Genomic DNA, 19,405 nt, shown 5'->3' with positions numbered 1-19,405 from the left:
CTGGACCCATCCTGACCTCGGAGGGGAACGCCGATCCACCGGATCGGGCTGCGTGAACACGCGATGGCGTGGATCTGCCACGCCCTGGAGGTGCTTTCTCTGCGGGCCACGGAGGTGCCCCGCGTGCGGGCCCGGAGGTGCACCCCGTACGGGCCCGGAGGTCCTTCGATCGGGCCCCGGAGGTGCCTTACCTAGGGGAGGGTTCTGCTCAGCCGCGTGGGGGAGAGAGCCGTGAACCCCAGGTGCGCGTAGAACGGCAGCGCCGGATCCGTCTCCGCCGGGAGCTCCACGCGCTGCGCCCGCGCCCCGTAGCTCCGCATCCGGTCCGTGGCGGCGGTCAGCAGGGCCGTACCCACACCACGGCGGCGGGAGCCGTCCGTCACGGCCAGGGCGTACACCTCGCCCTCGCCCGGGACCGGGACGCCGCCCGCGGCGACTCCGACCATCGTGCCCTCGGCGTCGGTCGCGACGAGCCAGCCGAGCCATCCGGGCGCTCCCCCCGGAATTTCAATTTCCGCTCGTATGCGGGGGAGTGCGCATTGTGCGGAGATGAGCCGTCGCAACGGGATTTCGTCGAGGATTCCGGCGTAGCTGCTCCGAATGACGTCGGCGAGCAGCCTGGATATCGTCGTCGCATCGCCGGCCGCGGCCGTCCGAACGCCAGCCAGCTGCATTGGTTTTGTACCCTTCGACGTGCCGAGCCAGATCCCCAACATACCCACAATAGCGGTGAATTCAGTTGTCCGTGACCGATGCGAAATCTACGAATTCGCTTAGTAATTCGCGGTGTTCGGTTCGGAAGGCCGCTCGGTGAACCGGATCGATTAGCCGGGGAAGGAACAGCAGGCGACGACCAAGGGCGCCATCGCGAGGCCCGCCGACGCGATGGTCGCCAGGCCCCTGAGTACGGGATGACCCGCGCTGTACGGGGTGAGGATGCGCCGCATCCGCAGCGCCGCCGAGGGCCCGCCCGCCGCGAACGCGGACCGGGGCGCCCGCCCCGACGCCAGCGCGTACAGCGCCGTGGCCAGCGCGTCGCGCGTGCACCGGCGCAGCGCCCGGTCGTCCGCCGCCATCTCGAGGAGCAGGGGTACGGCCGTCCCGCCGTGCCGGGCGAGCGGCAGGCGCGGGAAGACGGCCGCGAAGGCCTCCGCCGCCGCGACCAGGAGATGGTGCCGGCCCGCGATGTGCGCCCGCTCGTGCGCCAGCGCCGCCGCGAGCTGCGCCGGTGTCAGGGTGTGCACCGCGCCGGAGGAGACGACGACCCGGCGCGAGCGGCCGGGCAGGCAGTACACGGCGGGCCGCGCGTCGTCGAGGACGGTGGCCCGGAGGGCGGGGTCGTACCGCCCGACGAGCCGCAGCACCCCCGCGTGCCGCACCCGTACCCGCCGCGCCCTGACGAGCCGGCGCACGAACGCGGAGGCGGGCAGCGAGAGGACGGCGAGGGAGAGCGAGAAGGCGAGCCGTTCGCGCCCGTCGAGGTGGAGGATCTGGTCGACCGTGGGCGGCCGGAGCAGGAACATCATGTCCGCGAGGCGGTGGCTGCTCTCGCCCGACAGGACCATCTGGGCGGGCAGCAGGGCGGTCGCCACCGCGAAGACGGCGCCGCACGCGGCCCAGACGCCGAGCGCGAGCCGGGGCACCTGCTGGGCCCAGCGCGCCCGGGCCACGAGTAACGGCAGGAGGAATCCGGTGAGGGCGACGAGCCCGAGCGGGACGAGGGCGTGGTGGTTCACGCGCGACTCCCGCCACCGGACCGCGGGACGTGACCGCCACCGGACCGCGGGACGTGACCGCCACCGGCTCGCGGGTCGTGGCCCCCGCCGAGGCGCGGATCGTGACCCCCGCCGGGCTGCGGGTCGTGGTCGCCGCGGGCGGCGCGGAGGGCCGCGTCGAGGGCGTCCATGTCCTCGTCCGAGATGACCTCGACGAACCGCAGGAGGGCGGCGGGGCGGTCCTGGCTGTCACCGAGGGCGTCCCGCATCAGTCCGGCGGTGTACTCCTCGCGGCTGCGGACGGGCTCGTACAGCCAGGCCCGGCCGGCCTTCTCGCGGCGGAGCCAGCCCTTGCGGTGCAGGATGTCCGCCACCGTCATCACGGTCGTGTAGGCGACCCGGCGCCCCCGGTTGATGTCGTCGACGATCTCGCGGACCGTGGCGGGCCGCTGCCAGGCCCACAGCCGGTCCATGATCTCGGCCTCCAGCTCTCCCAGCCTGCGCACGTGCATCCCCTCCCCCTACGGGCGGCTCATCGTACGGGCCGGTTCCCCCGCCGAGGTATACCCCCTCGGGGTACGCTGGCGGGATGTCGACCCTCATGAGGAACCGCCCCTGTGCGAAGGTCTGCGACTCCGGTCCGACCGGATCGGTGGAGCTGGTGCTCCTCCGGCAGCTGCTCGGCCTCTGTCTCCGGCTGAGTCTCACACTGTCCGCCGACTGCCCTTCGCACAAGGGCGGTTGATGGCTCCCCTGTCCGGGCGTCTCACGTCCGGATGAGCCGGGCGATCGCCTTGGACGCCTCGTCCACCTTCTCCTTCGCCTGGTCCCCGCCCTGCGCGATGGCCTCCGTGACGCAGCAGCTGAGGTGCTCGTCGAGCAGGGCCACCGCGCAGGACTGGAGGGCCGCGTTGATCGCGGAGACCTGGGTGAGGACGTCGATGCAGTAGACGTCCTCGTCGACCATCCGCTGCACCCCCCTCACCTGGCCCTCGATGCGCCGCAGGCGTCTGATGATGTCTTCCTTGTGCTGTCCGTAACCGGCCACGGAGGGCTCCTCGGAGATTGGCGGGGAAGGGCGGGTCGTCAGCGGTCGGCGGCCTGGAAGCCCCGCAGGCGCAGGCTGTTGCCGACCACGAAGACCGAGGAGAAGGCCATGGCCGCGCCCGCGATCATCGGGTTGAGCAGTCCGGCCGCGGCGAGCGGCAGGGCCGCCACGTTGTAGGCGAAGGCCCAGAACAGGTTCGAGCGGATCGTGCCGAGCGTCCTGCGGGAGAGCCGGATGGCGTCGGCCGCGGCCCGCAGGTCCCCGCGTACCAGGGTCAGGTCACCGGCCTCGATCGCGGCGTCCGTGCCCGTGCCCATCGCGAGCCCCAGGTCGGCCTGGGCGAGCGCGGCGGCGTCGTTGACCCCGTCGCCGACCATCGCGACCGAACGGCCCTGCGCCTGGAGCCGCTTGACGACGTCGACCTTGTCCTGCGGCATGACCTCCGCGATGACCTCGTCGATGCCGACCTCGGCGGCGACGGCCTCCGCGACGGCCTTGTTGTCCCCCGTCAGCAGGATCGGCGTCAGGCCGAGCGCGCGCAGCCGCCTGATCGCCTCGGGGCTGGTCTCCTTGACGGCGTCCGCGACCTCCAGGACCGCGCGGGCCCTCCCGTCCCAGGCGACCGCGATGGCCGTCTTGCCGGCCTTCTCGGCCGTGTCCTTGGCGGACCTGAGACCCGCGGGCAGCGCCATGGCCCACTCGTCGAGGAGCTTCTCCCGGCCGACGAGGACGGCGTGCCCCTCGACGACGCCCTGCACGCCGAGACCGGGGATGTTCGCGAAGTCCTCGGGGGTGGGGAGCGTCCCCACCCGGGCGGCGGCGCCGGTGGCGACGGCCTGGGCGATCGGGTGCTCGGAGGAGTGCTCCAGGGCGCCCGCGAGCCGCAGCACGTCCTTCTCGTCCACGCCCTCGGCCGTGTGCACCGTGATGAGGGTCATCCGGCCGGTGGTGACCGTACCGGTCTTGTCCAGGACGATCGTGTCGACCTTGCGGGTGGTCTCCAGGACCTCGGGGCCCTTGATGAGGATGCCGAGCTGCGCGCCGCGGCCGGTGCCGACCATGAGGGCGGTCGGGGTGGCGAGGCCCAGGGCGCAGGGGCAGGCGATGATCAGGACGGCGACGGCGGCGGTGAACGCGGCGGTGAGCCCCTGCCCGGTGCCGAGCCAGAAGCCGAGGGTGCCGAGGGCCAGCGCGATGACCACGGGGACGAAGACGGCCGAGATCCTGTCGGCGAGGCGCTGGGCCGCGGCCTTGCCGTTCTGCGCGTCCTCCACGAGCTTCGCCATCCGGGCGAGCTGGGTGTCTGCGCCCACACGGGTGGCCTCGACGACGAGGCGGCCGCCGGCGTTCAGGGTGGCACCCGTGACGGAGTCGCCGACGCCGACCTCGACCGGGACGGACTCACCGGTCAGCATGGAGGCGTCCACGGCGGACGAGCCCTCGACGACCGTGCCGTCGGTGGCGATCTTCTCGCCGGGACGGACCAGGAACCGGTCCCCGACCTGGAGTTCGGCGGTCGGTACGGTGACCTCGCGGCCGTTCCTGAGGACGGTCACCTCCTTGGCGCCCAGCTGCATCAGCGCCTTGAGCGCGGCGCCGGCCTTGCGCTTCGAGCGAGCCTCGAAGTACCGGCCGGCCAGGATGAAGGCGGTGACGCCGGCGGCGGCCTCCAGGTAGATGTTCCCCGCGCCGTCGGTACGGGCGATCGTGAACTCGAAGGGGTGGGTCATCCCCGGCGTACCGGCCGTCCCGAAGAACAGCGCCCACAGCGACCAGAGGAACGCGGCGATCGTGCCGACCGAGATCAGGGTGTCCATCGTGGCGGCGCCGTGCTTCGCGTTGGTCCAGGCGGCCTTGTGGAACGGCCAGGCGGCGTACACGACGACCGGCGCGGCGAGCGTGAGGCTCAGCCACTGCCAGTACTCGATCTGCAGCGCCGGGACCATCGCCATCGCGATGACCGGCACGGCGAGCGAGACGGCGGTGACCAGCCGCTGCCTGAGGGGCCGCAGCTCCTCGTCGGCCTTCTCCTCGTCGGAGGGACCGCCGTCGCCGGGGGTCTCGCTCCTCGGCGGCGCGGGCTCGGCGGCGGTGTAGCCGGTGGCCTCGACGGTGGCGATGAGGTCGGCGACGTCGATGTCGGCGCCGAAGGTGACCTTCGCCTTCTCGGTGGCGTAGTTGACGGTGGCCTCGACCCCGTCCATGCGGTTGAGCTTCTTCTCGATACGGGCCGCGCACGAGGCGCAGGTCATGCCGCCGATGGCGAGCTCGACCTGGGCGGTGCCCGGAGTGGTCGTGGTCATTCCTGCTCCTCTTTTCTGGGGCTCACTCGCCGGTGGTGCGGCCGACCGCGAAGGATTCAGGCCCGGGGGCCGGGGCCCGGGCTGTGTGGGCGGGCCCCGGCGGCCGGGGTGGGGCGGATCAGGCGCGGCCGGTGAGCTCGTAGCCCGCGTCGTCGATGGCCGCCGTGATCGCGGCGTCGTCGGGCTCGCCGCCCGTGGTGACGGTCACCAGGCCGCCGGCGACGTCGACGTCCACGGAGATGACGCCGTCGAGCGCGCCGACGGACTTGGTGATCGCGGTCTTGCAGTGGCCGCAGGTCATGCCGGAGACGGCGTAGACCGTGGTGGTGCTGTCGGCGACCGCGACGGCGGTGGTCTCCGTGGTGGTCGAGCAGCTGTTGTCGGGGGTGCAGCAGGAGCCCATGGCTTCCTCCTCGGTCGGTTCCACTTCACCGTATACCCTTGGGGGGTATTCGGTCGTGAGTCCATGTATACCCCCCGGTGGTATCGGGCGCAAGCGGGTCCACGGCTTGACTTGATACCCCCTAGGGGTATGGTGAAGTGCAGAGGACGGTCACCACGCCCACCGCACGTACGGGAGAGCAGTCATGAACACCGCAGTGAGGATCACCGCCTTCGCCGCCGCGCTCGCCGCGACCTTCGGGACGGCGTACGGAGTCGGCAGGGGCGTCGGCCCCGTCGAGGAGCCGGCGAAGGCCGAGCACGGCGACCACGCGACCGCGCCCGCTCCGTCGAAGAGCGCCGCCGCCGACGGGCACGCCGGGCACGACGAGGGCGCGGCCGGCGACGCCCCGGCCGCCGCGAACCTCCCCGGCGGCCTCCAGGTCTCCCAGGACGGCTACACCCTGGCCATGGAGACCCCGACGCCCACCGCCGGCCGGAGCGTCCTGAAGTTCTCCATCAAGGACGCCGCCGGGAAGAAGGTCACCGCCTTCACCACCGAGCACGGCAAGGAGCTGCACTTCATCGTCGCCTCGCGCGACCTCGGCACCTTCCGGCACCTGCACCCCGTGAAGGGCGCGGACGGCACCTGGACCACCCCCGTCGACCTCCCCGCCGCCGGCGGCTACAAGGCCTTCGCGGACTTCAAGCCCGCCGTGCCCGGCGCCAAGGGCATCACGCTCGGCGCCGACCTCGCGGTCCCGGGCGCGTACACGCCGAGGCCGCTGCCCGCCGTGAACCCGACCGCGACCGTCGACGGCTACCAGGTCCGGCTCGGCGGCACCCTGGACCCCGGCAAGGCCGGCGAACTGCGGCTCACCGTCACCAAGGGCGGGAAGCCCGTCACCGACCTGGAGCCGTACCTCGGGGCGTACGGTCATCTCGTCGCCCTGCGCGACGGCGACCTCGCCTACCTCCACGTGCACCCGAACGAGGGCGGCCCCGGCCCGGACGTCTCCTTCACGGCGACGGCGCCCAGCGCCGGCACGTACCGTCTCTTCCTGGATTTCCAGCACGGCGGCACGGTGCGGACAGCGGCGTTCACGGTCACCACGGGAGGCGGGAAGGCTACGGTTCCCGCGGCTGGTGCGGCCACGCACGATGCGGGAGACCACGCGCACGGCTAGGCTGGTCATTGGACTAGACCTGTAGCCGTCACTTGTGGAGAAAAGGGCTTAGATGAGCAACCGTGCAGTCCTAGAGGTGATCGCCCTCGACGAGGAGGACGCGGTCGCCGCCCAGACCGGCGGCGCCGACCGGCTCGAACTCGTCACCGACATGGCGGCGGACGGGCTCACCCCGTCCGCGACCGGCTTCGCCACCATGCGCGCCGCCGTCGACATCCCGCTGCGCGTGATGCTCCGCCTCGACGACGGATTCGCGGCCGGCGACATCGACGCCCTGGTGGGCCGGACCCTGGAGCTGCGCGAGGCCGGCGCCGACGAGTTCGTCCTCGGCTTCCTCACCCCCGACGGCGAACCCGACCTGGTGGCCGTCGAGCGCCTCGTCGCGGCCCTCGACGGCTGCAACTGGACCTTCCACCGGGCGATCGACAGCGCCGCCGACCGCGACGGGCTCCGCAAGCGCCTCGCCGACCTCCCCGGCCTCGACACCTACCTCACGGCGGGCTCCGCCACCGGCGTCGACGACGGCCTGCCCACCCTCAAGGCCGAGGCCGCCCGCACCGGCGAGCCCGGCTACGAGGCACAGATCCTCGTCGGCGGCGGCCTGCGCCTCGACCACCTCCCGGAACTCCGCGCGGCCGGCCTCGACGCCTTCCACATCGGCGGCGCGGCCCGCCCCCAGGGCTGGGCGGCCCCCGTCTCCGCGGACGCGGTCCGGGTCTGGCGAGAGGCCCTCGACGCCTGACGCGCGCATGACCAGGCGGCTCAGGTCGCGTCGCGAGAGGCCCGGGACCGTCACGGTCCCGGGCCTCACGCGCGTCTCGCCCCCGGCGACGCCGCCTCGGAGGTCACGCCTCCTGGAGCTTGGCCACGATCCAGCCGCCGAGTTCCCGCGTCATGACGGTGTGACCCTCGTTGTCGGTGGCGCAGAGGAAGTCGTGGAGTTCGCTGCGCTCCAGGTCGACCTTGCTGTAGAGGGCCTCGTGGTCGTCGATGCCGGCGACCGCGACGGCGCTGACGGTGGGGACGAACGTCGAGGCGTTGTAGGTGAGTTCCGCCTGGTCGGGGCTGTTGATGAGGTTGGCCAGGAGGGCGGCCACGCCGAAGTTGGAGGCGCCGCCGAGGAGTTCGGGGAAGAGACCGCCGGGAGCGCCGTCGATCGCGGGGAAGCCGGTGGTGTCGATCGAGACCTCGTCCCCCTCCCCCTTCTGCAGCCGGGCGACGGTCCGGCTTCCCTCGCCCTGGGTACGCAGCTGCGCGGCCAGCTCGGGACCGGAGGCGCTCATCGCGGGGCTGTCGGCGGGGATGTCGTTCCCGGCGCCGGTGCCCGTTCCGTTGGCGACGCCGAGCAGGCGCGGGATCTGGGGCCAGCTGCCCATCCGCTCCAGCGCCGCCAGGAAGTCGGCCCGCTCCTTGTCCTGACCGGCGGCGACATCGAGGGTGGCGTCGCTTCCCGTGGCGAGGTGCCAGCGCAGCATCTGCCGTGCGGCGGGGCTGTTGATCAGGTCGGAGTAGAGGTTGAAGAGCGGCTTGCCCTCGCCACCCCAGTTGTCCTTCACGAAGTGGGCGAGCGCCTGGACCCCCAGGGGCAGCCACGCGCCGTGGTGCGGGGTGTCGTAGGAGAGGTACGTGGCGGTCTCGTGATTCATCCGCTGGCGCTCCATCTTGGCCAGGGCGTAGCGGGTGACCAGGCCTCCCATGCTGAAGCCGCCCACCGTCAGCGGGGCGTCGCCCTCGCGCTCGGCGATCGTCCGCAGGATGCACTGGATCGCGATCTCGGCATTGTCGGTGACGGACGCGGAGCGGTCGGCGAAGCCCAGCAGAATGACGTCGAAGCCGGCCTGACGCAGCGAGGAGACGAACGGGAACTCCCCGTTCTCCAGGCCGTCGTACAGGAAGTCGACGTCGGTTCCCGCCGGAGCGAAGCCGTCGGAGAGGATCACCGGGCGCCGGAGGACCTCCTCGCCGGGTGTCCTGTAGAAGACCCAGGCGGTTCCGCCGGCGGTCGCGGTGCGCAGATCCCACTTGGTGTCCCAGGGGGCGGACTGCACGGAGGCGCGCTCGGACCCCGGAGGGGTACCCCAGATGTTGACGACGGGCTTGGACATGCTTCGACGACTCCTTGGTTCGCGGCTGGTCATGCCGAACGCGCCCATCGTCCCGACGCGCGCGTCCGCGTCCCGTGCGAATCCCCCAAGATCACTCTTCCGAGGACCGAACGGCTCATTTCACGCCCCGCGCATGCGCCTCGCGTGCGCGTGGCGCGCCGCCGCACGACCCGTGCGCAGGCCCGCGCCGCGCCCACCGGGCGTACGGGCGAGGGCTCTTGAGCCCGGGCCCCGCACGGAAAACACGTGGCCGGGGGCGGAGGGCGGCGGTTAGCGTGCCGGAATGGCAGTGACCCCGATGCAACCCGGCGAACTCGACATCGACACCGCGCTCGTCGAGCGGCTCGTCGCCCGCCGGTTCCCCGCGTGGGCCGGGCTCCCGCTCCGCCCGGTGCCCTCCGCCGGTACGGACAACGCCATGTTCCGGCTCGGCGACGACCTGGTCGTCCGGCTGCCCCGCGTCCCGTACGCGAGGGGCCAGGTCGAGAAGGAACAGCGCTGGCTGCCCCTGCTCGCCCCGCACCTGCCGCTGGACGTCCCGGTCCCGGTGGGGCGGGCCGGGGAGAGCCCGGACTTCCCGATGCCCTGGTCCGTCTACCGCTGGCTCGACGGGGACGACACGTACGCCGTGCCGCTCACCGACCTCGCCCACGCGGCCGTCGAACTGGGCCGCTTCGGCGCCGCCCTGCGGACCGTCGACGCGAGCGACGGTCCGCCGTCCTTCCGGGGCGGCCCGGTCACGTCCTGGGAGAACGGCAACCTGCCGGGCGCCGTCGGGGACCTCGGCGCCGAGGGCCTGATCGACGCGGAACTGGCCACCGCCGCCTGGGAGTCGGTCCTGCGGCTCCCGCAGTGGGACGGGGCGCCCGTCTGGGTCCACGGCGACCTGCTGCCGGGGAACCTCCTCGGCCGCGACGGGCGGCTCAGCGCCGTCATCGACTTCGGCGGCCTCGGCACCGGCGACCCGGCCTGCGACATGATGCCCGCCTGGACCGTGCTCACCGCCGGCACCCGCCCGCTGTTCCGCGAGGCGGCCCGCGCCGACGACGTGACCTGGGCGCGGGGACGGGGCTGGGCCCTGGCCTGGGGCCTGGTGACCGAGCACTACTACCGCGACACGAACCCGGTCCTCGCGGCCGTCGCCCGCCGCACCCGCACGGAGGCGCTGGCGGAGTACGCGACGCTCTGACCCCGCGCCGGGGTCAGCGGACGACGTCGAAGACGTTCAGCTGCAGGCCGTTGACGTACGCCTCGTGCTCGACGAGCTTCAGCTTCTGCGTGTCCTTGTCCGTGTCGCTGAACAGCCGCTTCCCCGCGCCGAGCAGGAGCGGGAAGACGAGCAGGTGGTACCGGTCGATGAGACCGGCGTCCGAGAGGGCCCGGCTCAGGCTCGCGCTGCCGTGCACGATGATCGGCCCGCCCTCGGTCTCCTTCAGCGCGGCGACCTCGTCGAGGGAGCGCAGGATCGTCGTCTCGCCCCAGTTGTCGACAAGGCCGTCCTCGGTGAGCGTGGTCGACACCACGTACTTCGGCATCTCCTTGTACCGGGCGAAGTCCTCCATGTCCGGCCACACCGCGCTGAACGACTCGTAGCTGACCCGGCCGAGCAGCATCGCGGTGGCCTCCTCCTGCTCCCGCCCCTTGATGGCGTACGCCTCCGGGAGGAAGTCCATCTCCTTGAAGGTCCATCCGGAGTTCCGGTAGCCGGGCTCACCGCCGGGTGCCTCCACGACCCCGTCGAGCGAGACGAAGGCGGAACTGATCAGGGTGCGCATGGGGTTCTCCCGTTCGGTCCATGACTGGTACTCGGCAGCAACTATCACGGAAGACCGGGGCCGCCGGGGAAACTCATCGGTCACCGCCGACGTGTTTCCCCGGCGCGCGGGTCACCCCCGCGCCAGTTGCTCCGGGAGGGGTGCGGCGTGGACGACCGTCAGGCCCGACACCGCGCGGGTCAGGGCCACGTACAGGCGGCGCAGGCCCGTGCGTTCGTCGGGTTCGCCGTCGACGACCGCCGCCGGTTCGTCCAGGACCACGTAGTCGTACTCCAGGCCCTTCGCGAGCGAGGCCGGGACCAGCGTCAGCCGGGACTCGGCCGTCGTCTCCTCGCCGGGGGAGAGGTACGGGAGGCCGGCGGCCGTCAGCGCCTCCGCGAGCGGCGCGATCCGCGCGTCGGCGGCGATCAGGCCGACGGAACCCTCGTGGCCCAGGGCCTCGACGCACGCCGCGACCACGTCCGCGTCCAGCGCGTCCGTGCTGCGTACGACGAGCGACCCCGGGTTCTCCCGTACCGACTCGACCGGCGCGAGCCCCGGCGACATGTGCGGAAGGAGCCGCGAGGCGTACGCGATCACCTCACGCGGCACACGGAAACCGGCGGTCAGCTCCTCCACCACGGCCTCCGGCTTCCCCAGGTGCCCGAGCGCCTCGGCCCAGCTCGTCGTCGCCCACGGCGTCGTGCCCTGCGCGAGGTCCCCGAGGATCGTCGCCGAGCCGGTCGTGCAGCGCCGGCCCACCGCCCGGTACTGCATCGGGGACAGGTCCTGCGCCTCGTCGAGGACGACGTGCCCGAGCGAGTGCGTCCGCTCCACCAGGTCCCGCGCCTCGTCGACGAGGACCGCGTCCGCCGCCGACCACTTCACCGTCTTCACGCTCCGCGCCGGCTTCGCCCACAGCAGCAGCTTCTGCTCGTCCTCGGTGAACAGCCCCTCCGCGTGCTCGGCGAGGAACTCCCGGTCGCTCAGCAGCCGGAGCACCAGCTTCGCGGGCTCCACCGGCGGCCAGCACTCCTTCACGACGGCCTTGACCGCCGTGTTCCGCGCGACCGCGTTCTGCACCCGGTCGTCGGGCGCCTCGCCCGCCTGCTCCATCCGGACCAGGACCGCGTGCGCGATCCGCTGCGGCAGCGCGTCCCGGGCCGCCCCGTACCGGATGTCACGGCCCATCAGCTCGCGCACGATCTCCTCCAGTTCGTGCGCGGGTACCCGCCAGCGGCGCGAGCCGCGTACCACCATCAGGGACTCCTTCGGCAGCGACACGTGCGAGCGCACCGCGCGCCGCAGCAGCTCCGCCATCCGGGCGTCGCCCTTCACGACCGCCGTCGCCGCCTCGTCCGTCCCCCGCACCTCGACGTGCCCGACGAGGTCGTCGACGGTCGCCTGGCTGACCTCCAGCTCGCCCAGGGCGGGCAGGACCTGCTCGATGTAGTGGAGGAAGGACCGGTTCGGCCCGATGACCAGGGTGCCGGTGCGGGCGAGCCGCTCCCGGTGCGCGTAGAGGAGGTACGCGACTCGGTGCAGGCCGACGGCGGTCTTACCGGTGCCGGGGCCTCCCTGGACGCACACGGTCCCGGAGAGGTCGGACCGGACGATCCCGTCCTGCTCGGGCTGGATGGTGGCGACGATGTCCCGCATGGGGCCCACACGGGGCCGCTCGATCTCGGCCTGGAGCAGCCGGCTGGTCCGTTCGAGCTCCCCGGGGTCGGACAGGTGCTCGTCCTCGTACGCCGTGAGCTCGCCGCCCGTGTAGCCGAAGCGCCGCCGCAGCCCGACGTCCTGCGGGTCCTTCCTCGACGCCTGGTAGTACGGCTGCGACACCGGCGCACGCCAGTCGATCACCATCGGGTCGCCGCCGGCGTCGTGGACGTGCCGCCTGCCGATGTAGAAGCGCTGCCCCTCCTGCGTGGTGTGCAGGTAGTCGAGCCGCCCGAAGAACAACGGGGTGTGGGACAGGTCCGCGAGCGCCTTGATCCGGTCCTCGATCTGCCGCCCGAGGACGAGGGAGTTGACCCAGTTCGCCGTGACGTCCTTGATGTCGAGCGACTCGACGTCCTCGCGCATCGCCCGCAGGGCGGCACGGGACGAGGCCAGGTGGGCGCGCTCACGCGCCAGCGGATCGGAAACGGACACGGTGAAGCCTCCGGGCAGGTGGATACGCGGACACGACGAGGTGGCCGCCGGTTTCCGGCCGGGCGGCGGCTCTCCACGAAGGGAGGCGGGGAAGCTGGCGAGTGTAACTCCTGGGCGGCACGGCCGCGAACGCGTTACTCCCGTCCACCCCGTAGGGGACGGCGTCCGCCTCACGTCGGAGACGGGCTCGCCGCCGGTTCACCCCCCAGACCGATGTGTTCGGAATGTCCGGATTCCATCATGGAGACATGACCGCGACGACCTTCACCCACGTGACCACGATCCCCCGCCCCCGCGTCCGCCCCCTCGGCACCGCCCTCCGCGCGATACGCGCCTTCGGCGGCGCCGCCGCCGGCGTCGTCCTCCTCGGCGACTACGGCCCGCCCGAGGCCGGCGTCAGGAACCCCCGCCCTGAGTACGCCCCCGGCCCGGACTGAGTACGAGAACGCCTGGTGGACGCCCCTTCGGGACTGATGTGATCAGGACATGGAGACGACGACCACCACCCCGGACACCACCGGCCCGGCCCCCCTCGCCCTCCGCCTCACCGCCGCGGGAGGCCTGCTGCTCCTCCTGGCCTGCCTGGTGCTCACGTTCATGATCGTCCTCAAGGACGCCGTCGAGGGCGACGGCGTCGGCGGCCTCTTCATCACCGCCGGCTTCTGGGCCCTGGCCGCCGGAGCCCTCGCGGGCGTGGTGGCCCTGATCGCGCCCCGCCGCGGAACCGTCATCGCCCAGTACGGCCTGGCGGTCGCGGGCCCGGTCCTCGCGCTGATGGACTGAGCCCGCACACCGCCCGCCGCCCTACGGCGCCAGCAGCTCGTCCGCGTCGACGATCCGGTACGCGTACCCCTGCTCCGCCAGGAACCGCTGCCGGTGCGCCGCGAAGTCCTGGTCGATGGTGTCGCGGGCGACCACCGAGTAGAAGTGCGCCTGGTGCCCGTCGGCCTTCGGACGCAGCACCCGGCCGAGGCGCTGCGCCTCCTCCTGGCGGGAGCCGAACGTGCCCGACACCTGGATCGCGACGGTCGCCTCCGGCAGGTCGATGGAGAAGTTCGCGACCTTCGACACCACGAGCACACTGATCTCACCGGTACGGAACGCGTCGAACAGCTTCTCCCGCTGCGCGTTCGAGGTCTCCCCCTTGATGACCGGCGCGTCCAGGTGCTCACCGAGCTCGTCGAGCTGGTCGATGTACTGCCCGATGACGAGGATCTGCTGCCCCTCGAACCGCTTCACCAGCGCTTCCGTCACCTTCCGCTTCGTGGCCGTCGTCGCGCAGAAGCGGTACTTCTCCTCGGCCTCGGCGGTCGCGTACGCGAGCCGCTCCGAATCGGTCAGGTTCACCCGGACCTCGACGCAGTCGGCGGGCGCGATGTACCCCTGCGCCTCGATCTCCTTCCACGGCGCGTCGAACCGCTTCGGCCCGATCAGCGAGAACACGTCCGACTCCCGCCCGTCCTCCCGCACCAGGGTGGCCGTGAGCCCGAGGCGCCGCCGGGCCTGGAGATCGGCCGTGAACTTGAAGACGGGCGCGGGCAGCAGATGCACCTCGTCGTACACGATGAGCCCCCAGTCCCGTGAGTCGAACAGCTCCAGGTGCGGGTAGACGCCCTTCCGCCTGGTCGTGAGCACCTGGTACGTGGCGATGGTGACCGGCCGGATCTCCTTCTTCGTACCGCTGTACTCGCCGATCTCGTCCTCCGTGAGCGAGGTCCGCTTCACCAGCTCGCTCTTCCACTGACGGGCGGAGACGGTGTTCGTCACGAGAATCAGCGTCGTCGCCTTGGCCTGAGCCATGGCACCGGCCCCGACCAGCGTCTTCCCGGCCCCGCAGGGCAGCACGACCACCCCGGAACCGCCGTGCCAGAAGCCCTCGACGGCCTGCCTCTGGTACGGGCGCAGGGCCCAGCCGTCCTCGGCCAGGTCGATCCGGTGCGCCTCGCCGTCCACGTACCCGGCGAGGTCCTCCGCCGGCCAGCCCAGCTTCAGCAGCGTCTGCTTGATCTGCCCGCGCTCCGAAGGATGCACGGCGACGGTGTCCGCGTCGATCCGCTCCCCGACCAGCGGCTGCACCTTCCGCGACCGCAGGATCTCCTCCAGGACGGGCCGGTCGGTGCTGGTCAGCACGAGCCCGTGCGTCGGATGCTTGGACAGCGTGAGCCGCCCGTAGCGGGCCATGGTCTCCGCGATGTCGACGAGCAGCGCGTGCGGCACGGGATAACGCGAGTACTCGACGAGCGCGTCGACGACCTGCTCGGCGTCGTGCCCGGCGGCCCGCGCGTTCCACAGCCCGAGCGGCGTCAACCGGTACGTGTGGATGTGCTCCGGCGCCCGCTCCAGCTCCGCGAAGGGCGCGATGGCACGCCGGCACGCGTCGGCGAGCTCGTGGTCGACCTCCAGGAGCAGGGTCTTGTCACTCTGGACGATGAGCGGTCCACTCACGTGATCAGGTCCTTCCGGCACCCGGCCGTTCCCGTAACGGCCAATCCTCCAGTGTGCCTGATCCGGCGCCCTCACAGGCCGGAGCGCCCGCCGCAGCCCCCGGGGACCCGGCGTACACCCGAGTACCGGGCCCGCGCCGGATGAGTACGCGCGCGGTGGGCGCCGACCGGCGGCCACGGTGGGATGAGGCCATGACGAACGACGCCCCCGCACCCGCCACCAGCACCGCTCCCGGTGACGAGGCCGACCCGCGCTGGTGGGTGGCCCCACTCGTCGCGACCCTGCTGGCACCCCTGCTGTCGCTCGCGGTGGCGGTGCGGGCGGACCTGTTCACCGCACTGCCCGCCATCCTGATCGGCGGCTTCGTCCTGCCCCTCGCGCTCGTCGCGCCGAGCTGGTTCCTCGCCCGGACCCGACGGCGGCGCCGGACGCGCACCGACCTCGCGGTCGCGGCCTGCGGCCTCGCGGCGGGCTACCCGGGACTGCTCGCCGGCATCGGCTGGACGGTCTTCGTCGTCATGGTGCTCACCGGCCACGGCCCGACCTGAGCCGCCCCGTCACACCTGGTCGTCCGCCAGCTCCGCGACGCCCGTGATGCGGTGCAGCGGATACGTGCGGACCTCGTCCGCCGTGTGGTCGTAGCCCGTCACGAAGCCGCCCTCCACGCGGACCGGGGCGATGACCCGCTGGCTCGCCGCGCCGTCCGCGTTGACGTAGCCGATCCACACCGCGGAGCCCGTCATCGCCGCCGCCTGCACGGTCGCGAGGGTCTCCGCCGCGGACGTGCGCGGGAGCGCCCCCGCCGCCGACGGAACGGCCGCCGGCTCCTTCCGCACCACCGTCGCCGCCCGGTCACCCGCCCGGATCGCCCGGACCGCCGCGCCCAGCAGCGTCCTGTCGGGAGCGGGCGGCCCGTCGGGCACCGGCACCGGAGCCGTACGCGCGGGCGTGCGGTACGCGTCGGCGCGGGTCACCAGGACGTCGCCCTCCGCGGACTCCGCGGCCGGCGCGTACCCCATCGACCGCAGCCCGTCGAGCAGCGACGCCGGATCCGTCTGCGCGGCCAGGACCGTCGGCGCGAGCCTCCGCAGCCCCAGCGACGCCGACCGCCGGTCCGCGAGGATCTCGCCGAGGACCGTGTCGTCGTCGCAGCGCACGTACGCGGACGCCGCCCCCACCCGCAGATGCCCGTGCCGTCTCGCCACGTCGTCGACGAGGTACGCGAGCGGCTGCGGCACCGGCGTACGCGAATGCGCCTTCAGGAACTCGTGCAGGTCCGACGCCGTCAGGCCGGAGTCCAGCGCCCGCCGCACCGAACCGGGCGTGAACCGGTAGACCGTCGCGCCACCCTTCGACTCCACGTCCGCGAGCACCGCGAGCGCGTCCCCCAGCGGGCGCCGCAGCGGCCCCGGCGCCACCGCCGTCAGATCCGCCTGCAACAGGACGTGGTCGACGGCCTCCGGCAGCAGCGGCGCCAGCAGCGTCGCCGCCCGCTCCGCCGCCACCGACAGCTCGACCCCACCGCCCGGCGCGGTGGCCTCCGCCGCCTCGGCCAGCGGCAGGTTCAGCAGCGCCCGCGCGGGACCCGACAGGGCGCCCCGGCCCGTCAGCCCGAGCAGCTCCGCCTCCGCGAGCGTCCACCGCGCCAGCCGCGACCGCAGATCCGGCACCCCCGCGCCGTCGCCCTCGGAGGCGGCCTGCGCCGCACCCCGCAACGGCCGCTCCCAGCGCAGACGGGCGAACAACGTCTCCGGATCGGCCGCCGAGCCCGGCGCGAGCGTCGCCAGGAGCGCCAGCACCCGATGCCGGACCTCCGGCGCGGGAGCCCGGTCCAGATCCGGGCCCAGCGCGGCCAGCGTCCGGCCCTTCGTGTCCTGCCCGCCGACCAGACCCGGCGTACGGGTCGCCGACAGCCACGGCGTGACGAGCAGCGCCCACCGCTCGGCCGGCGGCAGATCCAGCCAGTGGTCGTAGGCGGGCGTCGGCGCGTACCGCTCGTCCGCCTCCCCGTCCGAGGCCAGCAGCCCCGCCCCGTAACAGAGCTCCAGCCAGAACGCGGCCGTCTCCTCCGTCACGTCCAGCGCCGCCGCCGTCCGCTTCAGGTCCCGCACCGCGAGACCCCCCGCCCGCAGCACCTGCGGACCGCCCCGGTCCCACGACTTCAGCAGCTCCTCGACCGTCGCGAGCGCCACGTGCGCCTGCCCGGCGGCCGCGCTGTCCACCACCTGTGGACGGTACTCGCGCGACACCCCCAGCTCCGGCGGCACCGGCTCCGGCGCCCGGTGCGCCCGCCCGCCCCGCAGATGCAGCGCCACCTCACGCGGCAGCACCATCGTCCGGGCCGACACCGGCAGCAGCATGCCCCGGTCACGCAGCCAGCGCACCGGCGGCGCCGGATTCGCCGTCACCTCGCCGTACGGCGGACCCCACACCAGCCGGTCCAGGACCGCCAGCGCCTCCGGGGACGCCGAATCCAGCAACGCCCCCATCCGCGCCCGGTCCGTGAACAGCTCCGTGAGCGCCGCCACCGCCGACACCGGATCGTGCGTCGCCGGCAGCCCCGCCGCCGCGATGATCTCCTGCACCCGCCCCGGCGACATCCCCGACGTCGCCTCCGCGACCGTCGGCCCGAGACCCGTCGGCGACGGATGCTGCGCCGACGGCGCCAGCAGCTCCCGCGCCGTCCGCACCAGCCGCAGGCGGTCGTCCTCGCCCCACACGAGCGCCTGCTCGCGCAGCAGCGCCACCGCACCCGGCAGCGCCGCCTCGATCCCCGGATCCCCCTCGTCGCCGGTCAACAGCGCCAGGAGCACGGGATACGGCGTCGGGTCCGGGCCCACCGCCAGCGCCTCCGCCGTCTGGAGCGCGAACCGGTCGAGCCGCTCCAGCGCCCGCACCACCGAACCCCGCGTACCGGCGCGGGTCGCCAGCTGCGTCAGGTCGTTCGGCACGGGACTCAGCAGGTCCGGCCGGGCCCGCAGCAGCGCGGCGAGCCCCTCGTCACCCCGTGCGCGCAGCGCCTCCGCGAGTGTGCGGGGCGCCGCGGCGGCGCCAGTTACCTCGGGCACATGCGCCTCCCGGTCGAGCTCACCGATCCCCATCCGCACCACGTTAGCCGCTGTCCAGGCGCTAACGTCGGGCCGTACCGGGCGAACCGGCCGTGGAGGGGCACCGTGGGGATCGAGAGCGACCACCTGGTCGACGACTATCTGAGCCGGGTCGGCGAGCTGGCCGAGCAGCGCCGGCTGCCACCGGACGACCGGAGCCGGCTGGTGTCGACGCTCCGGGACGAGATCGAACGGCAGCGCGCCACGTACGACGAGGAGAGCCCGACGGCGGTACGCGGGATCCTCGGCGCGCTCGGCTCACCGGACGAGGTCGTGGAACGGGCGGGCGGCCCGGGCGCGGCGCCACCCGTGCCGAAGCCGCGCGCGGAACCCGAGACGGAGGCCGTCGACTGGTGGCGGTCCGACGCCCTGACCGCCCCCGTCGCTCCTGACCCGACCGAGGGCCTGGGGGGCTTCGTCGGCGGCCTGGAACGCCCGGACCTCTTCGAACCACCGGCCCCTCCCGCCGAGCCGGAGGAGAAGCTGGAGACGGAGCCGACGCCGGGCACGCGCCGCCGCCGGCGGCTCGCGCGTGTCCTCCTCCGCCGCCGCGCCGGGGACGGCGACCAGGCCCCGGCCCCGGTCGCCGAGCCGGAGACCGAGGGGACAGCGGCGTCCCCCCGCTTCCGCCTCGCGAGCCCCTTCGTCCTCCTCGCCGCGCTCCTGCTGCTCGGCGGCGCCGCCTTCAGCTCGTTGCCCGCCCTCGCCGGGGGCTGGCTCATCGCGTACGCCTCCCGCCGGCTGACCCCCGGCGAGGTCAAGACCGCCGTCCTCGTCATCCCGGGCCTCGCGGCCGCGTCGGGCGTGGTCTGGCTCTGGGGCCGCGTCGAGGGCCGCTGGGGGGAGCCGGTCACGGCGGGCGGTGAGGCGATGGGCACGGCGATCTCGGAAACCTGGCCCTGGACGCTCAGAGGCGCGGCCATCGCCTCGGCCCTGTACCTCCTGTGGCGCGCCCGCCGCCACTGAATGGCCTCACCTCATCGCGAGGGGCGCGGGGTCCTGCCGCGACGTCACGGGCGCGCCTCCCACGGGGCACACCCGCCCCCCGCCCCCGCCGTTGTGGGCATTCGTTCCTCCCCCAGACTCCGTCCGGGGGCCCCAGGGCGGAACGGGTGGGCACAACGGAACGGCGCCCCGTGCCGGGCCTAGGCTTCCAGGCCTGTACCCGCACCCGGTGCGCGCCGGACTGTGTGGTGCGGGTCAGGG

The 19,405-nt window shown here is 73.4% G+C and carries 18 protein-coding genes and 1 pseudogene; 8 read left to right on the top strand and 11 right to left on the bottom strand.

Going from position 1 to position 19,405, the window contains the following annotated elements; translation table 11 throughout:
- Positions 1-191: 191 nt before the first annotated feature.
- From AMK29_RS37605 to AMK29_RS10000, 3 genes and pseudogenes are all read right to left on the bottom strand, one after another.
- A complete protein-coding gene (locus tag AMK29_RS37605) occupies positions 192-674 on the bottom strand; it encodes a GNAT family N-acetyltransferase (RefSeq protein WP_073810567.1) in 483 nt (160 codons plus the stop codon).
- Between the two features lie 150 nt (positions 675-824).
- Positions 825-1,736: a M56 family metallopeptidase gene (locus AMK29_RS10005; protein ID WP_073810565.1), complete on the bottom strand. Its 912-nt coding sequence runs from the start codon at positions 1,734-1,736 to the stop codon at positions 825-827.
- A gap of 140 nt (positions 1,737-1,876) precedes the next feature.
- A pseudogene (locus AMK29_RS10000) lies at positions 1,877-2,221 on the bottom strand (BlaI/MecI/CopY family transcriptional regulator); the annotation flags it as partial.
- Between the two features lie 83 nt (positions 2,222-2,304).
- Here AMK29_RS10000 and AMK29_RS36325 point away from each other — a divergent pair.
- Positions 2,305-2,460, top strand: coding sequence for a hypothetical protein (locus AMK29_RS36325; RefSeq protein ID WP_158071303.1), 156 nt, complete (start codon positions 2,305-2,307; stop codon positions 2,458-2,460).
- Positions 2,461-2,481: 21 nt separating this feature from the next.
- Here AMK29_RS36325 and AMK29_RS09995 read toward each other — a convergent pair whose 3' ends face one another.
- The 3 genes from AMK29_RS09995 to AMK29_RS09985 all read right to left on the bottom strand — a co-directional run bounded on the left by AMK29_RS09995 (position 2,482) and on the right by AMK29_RS09985 (position 5,469).
- Positions 2,482-2,763 carry a metal-sensitive transcriptional regulator gene (locus AMK29_RS09995; protein ID WP_073810563.1) on the bottom strand — a complete coding sequence of 94 codons (282 nt, stop codon included), beginning with the start codon at positions 2,761-2,763 and terminating at the stop codon, positions 2,482-2,484.
- Positions 2,764-2,801: 38 nt separating this feature from the next.
- Positions 2,802-5,066 (bottom strand): heavy metal translocating P-type ATPase, encoded by a 2,265-nt coding sequence (locus tag AMK29_RS09990; RefSeq protein ID WP_073810561.1) that lies wholly within the window; start codon positions 5,064-5,066, stop codon positions 2,802-2,804.
- Between the two features lie 118 nt (positions 5,067-5,184).
- The gene (locus tag AMK29_RS09985) at positions 5,185-5,469 is read right to left on the bottom strand and encodes a heavy-metal-associated domain-containing protein (RefSeq protein WP_073810559.1); all 285 of its coding nucleotides are present in this window, start codon (positions 5,467-5,469) and stop codon (positions 5,185-5,187) included.
- Positions 5,470-5,653: 184 nt separating this feature from the next.
- Between AMK29_RS09985 and AMK29_RS09980 the strand changes: the two genes are divergently transcribed.
- Together AMK29_RS09980 and AMK29_RS09975 are read left to right on the top strand one after the other, a co-directional pair.
- Positions 5,654-6,634 (top strand): hypothetical protein, encoded by a 981-nt coding sequence (locus AMK29_RS09980; protein WP_073810557.1) that lies wholly within the window; start codon positions 5,654-5,656, stop codon positions 6,632-6,634.
- Positions 6,635-6,686: 52 nt separating this feature from the next.
- Positions 6,687-7,376 (top strand): copper homeostasis protein CutC, encoded by a 690-nt coding sequence (locus AMK29_RS09975; protein ID WP_073810555.1) that lies wholly within the window; start codon positions 6,687-6,689, stop codon positions 7,374-7,376.
- Positions 7,377-7,479: 103 nt separating this feature from the next.
- On the opposite strand, the gene AMK29_RS09970 is transcribed toward AMK29_RS09975, so the two are convergent.
- Positions 7,480-8,739, bottom strand: a complete 1,260-nt coding sequence (locus AMK29_RS09970; RefSeq protein WP_073810553.1) for an esterase/lipase family protein — start codon at positions 8,737-8,739, stop codon at positions 7,480-7,482.
- 283 nt (positions 8,740-9,022) lie between these two features.
- Between AMK29_RS09970 and AMK29_RS09965 the strand changes: the two genes are divergently transcribed.
- A complete protein-coding gene (locus tag AMK29_RS09965) occupies positions 9,023-9,928 on the top strand; it encodes an aminoglycoside phosphotransferase family protein (RefSeq protein ID WP_073810551.1) in 906 nt (301 codons plus the stop codon).
- A gap of 13 nt (positions 9,929-9,941) precedes the next feature.
- Here the strand turns inward: AMK29_RS09965 and AMK29_RS09960 are convergent, their stop codons facing one another.
- Both AMK29_RS09960 and AMK29_RS09955 read right to left on the bottom strand, forming a co-directional pair.
- Positions 9,942-10,514 (bottom strand): dihydrofolate reductase family protein, encoded by a 573-nt coding sequence (locus AMK29_RS09960; protein WP_073810549.1) that lies wholly within the window; start codon positions 10,512-10,514, stop codon positions 9,942-9,944.
- Between the two features lie 111 nt (positions 10,515-10,625).
- The gene (locus tag AMK29_RS09955; protein WP_198942206.1) at positions 10,626-12,647 is read right to left on the bottom strand and encodes a HelD family protein; all 2,022 of its coding nucleotides are present in this window, start codon (positions 12,645-12,647) and stop codon (positions 10,626-10,628) included.
- Positions 12,648-12,895: 248 nt separating this feature from the next.
- Between AMK29_RS09955 and AMK29_RS09950 the strand changes: the two genes are divergently transcribed.
- Together AMK29_RS09950 and AMK29_RS09945 are read left to right on the top strand one after the other, a co-directional pair.
- Positions 12,896-13,084: a hypothetical protein gene (locus tag AMK29_RS09950; protein WP_107422552.1), complete on the top strand. Its 189-nt coding sequence runs from the start codon at positions 12,896-12,898 to the stop codon at positions 13,082-13,084.
- A 49-nt stretch (positions 13,085-13,133) separates the two neighbouring features.
- Positions 13,134-13,430 carry a hypothetical protein gene (locus tag AMK29_RS09945; RefSeq protein ID WP_073810545.1) on the top strand — a complete coding sequence of 99 codons (297 nt, stop codon included), beginning with the start codon at positions 13,134-13,136 and terminating at the stop codon, positions 13,428-13,430.
- Positions 13,431-13,451: 21 nt separating this feature from the next.
- On the opposite strand, the gene AMK29_RS09940 is transcribed toward AMK29_RS09945, so the two are convergent.
- Positions 13,452-15,092 (bottom strand): DNA repair helicase XPB, encoded by a 1,641-nt coding sequence (locus tag AMK29_RS09940; RefSeq protein WP_073810543.1) that lies wholly within the window; start codon positions 15,090-15,092, stop codon positions 13,452-13,454.
- 191 nt (positions 15,093-15,283) lie between these two features.
- Between AMK29_RS09940 and AMK29_RS09935 the strand changes: the two genes are divergently transcribed.
- The gene (locus AMK29_RS09935) at positions 15,284-15,640 is read left to right on the top strand and encodes a hypothetical protein (protein WP_073810541.1); all 357 of its coding nucleotides are present in this window, start codon (positions 15,284-15,286) and stop codon (positions 15,638-15,640) included.
- A gap of 9 nt (positions 15,641-15,649) precedes the next feature.
- Here AMK29_RS09935 and AMK29_RS09930 read toward each other — a convergent pair whose 3' ends face one another.
- Positions 15,650-18,193, bottom strand: coding sequence for a helicase C-terminal domain-containing protein (locus tag AMK29_RS09930; RefSeq protein ID WP_079196812.1), 2,544 nt, complete (start codon positions 18,191-18,193; stop codon positions 15,650-15,652).
- 72 nt (positions 18,194-18,265) lie between these two features.
- Between AMK29_RS09930 and AMK29_RS09925 the strand changes: the two genes are divergently transcribed.
- Entirely contained in the window at positions 18,266-19,165 is a 900-nt protein-coding gene (locus AMK29_RS09925; protein ID WP_073810539.1) for a hypothetical protein, read from the top strand.
- Positions 19,166-19,405: the final 240 nt, after the last annotated feature.

Source organism: Streptomyces sp. CB02261, from assembly GCF_001905665.1.
GTDB lineage: Bacteria > Actinomycetota > Actinomycetes > Streptomycetales > Streptomycetaceae > Streptomyces.
Note: the sequence above shows the minus strand (reverse complement) of the source record. Positions and strands in the feature narration are given on the sequence as shown.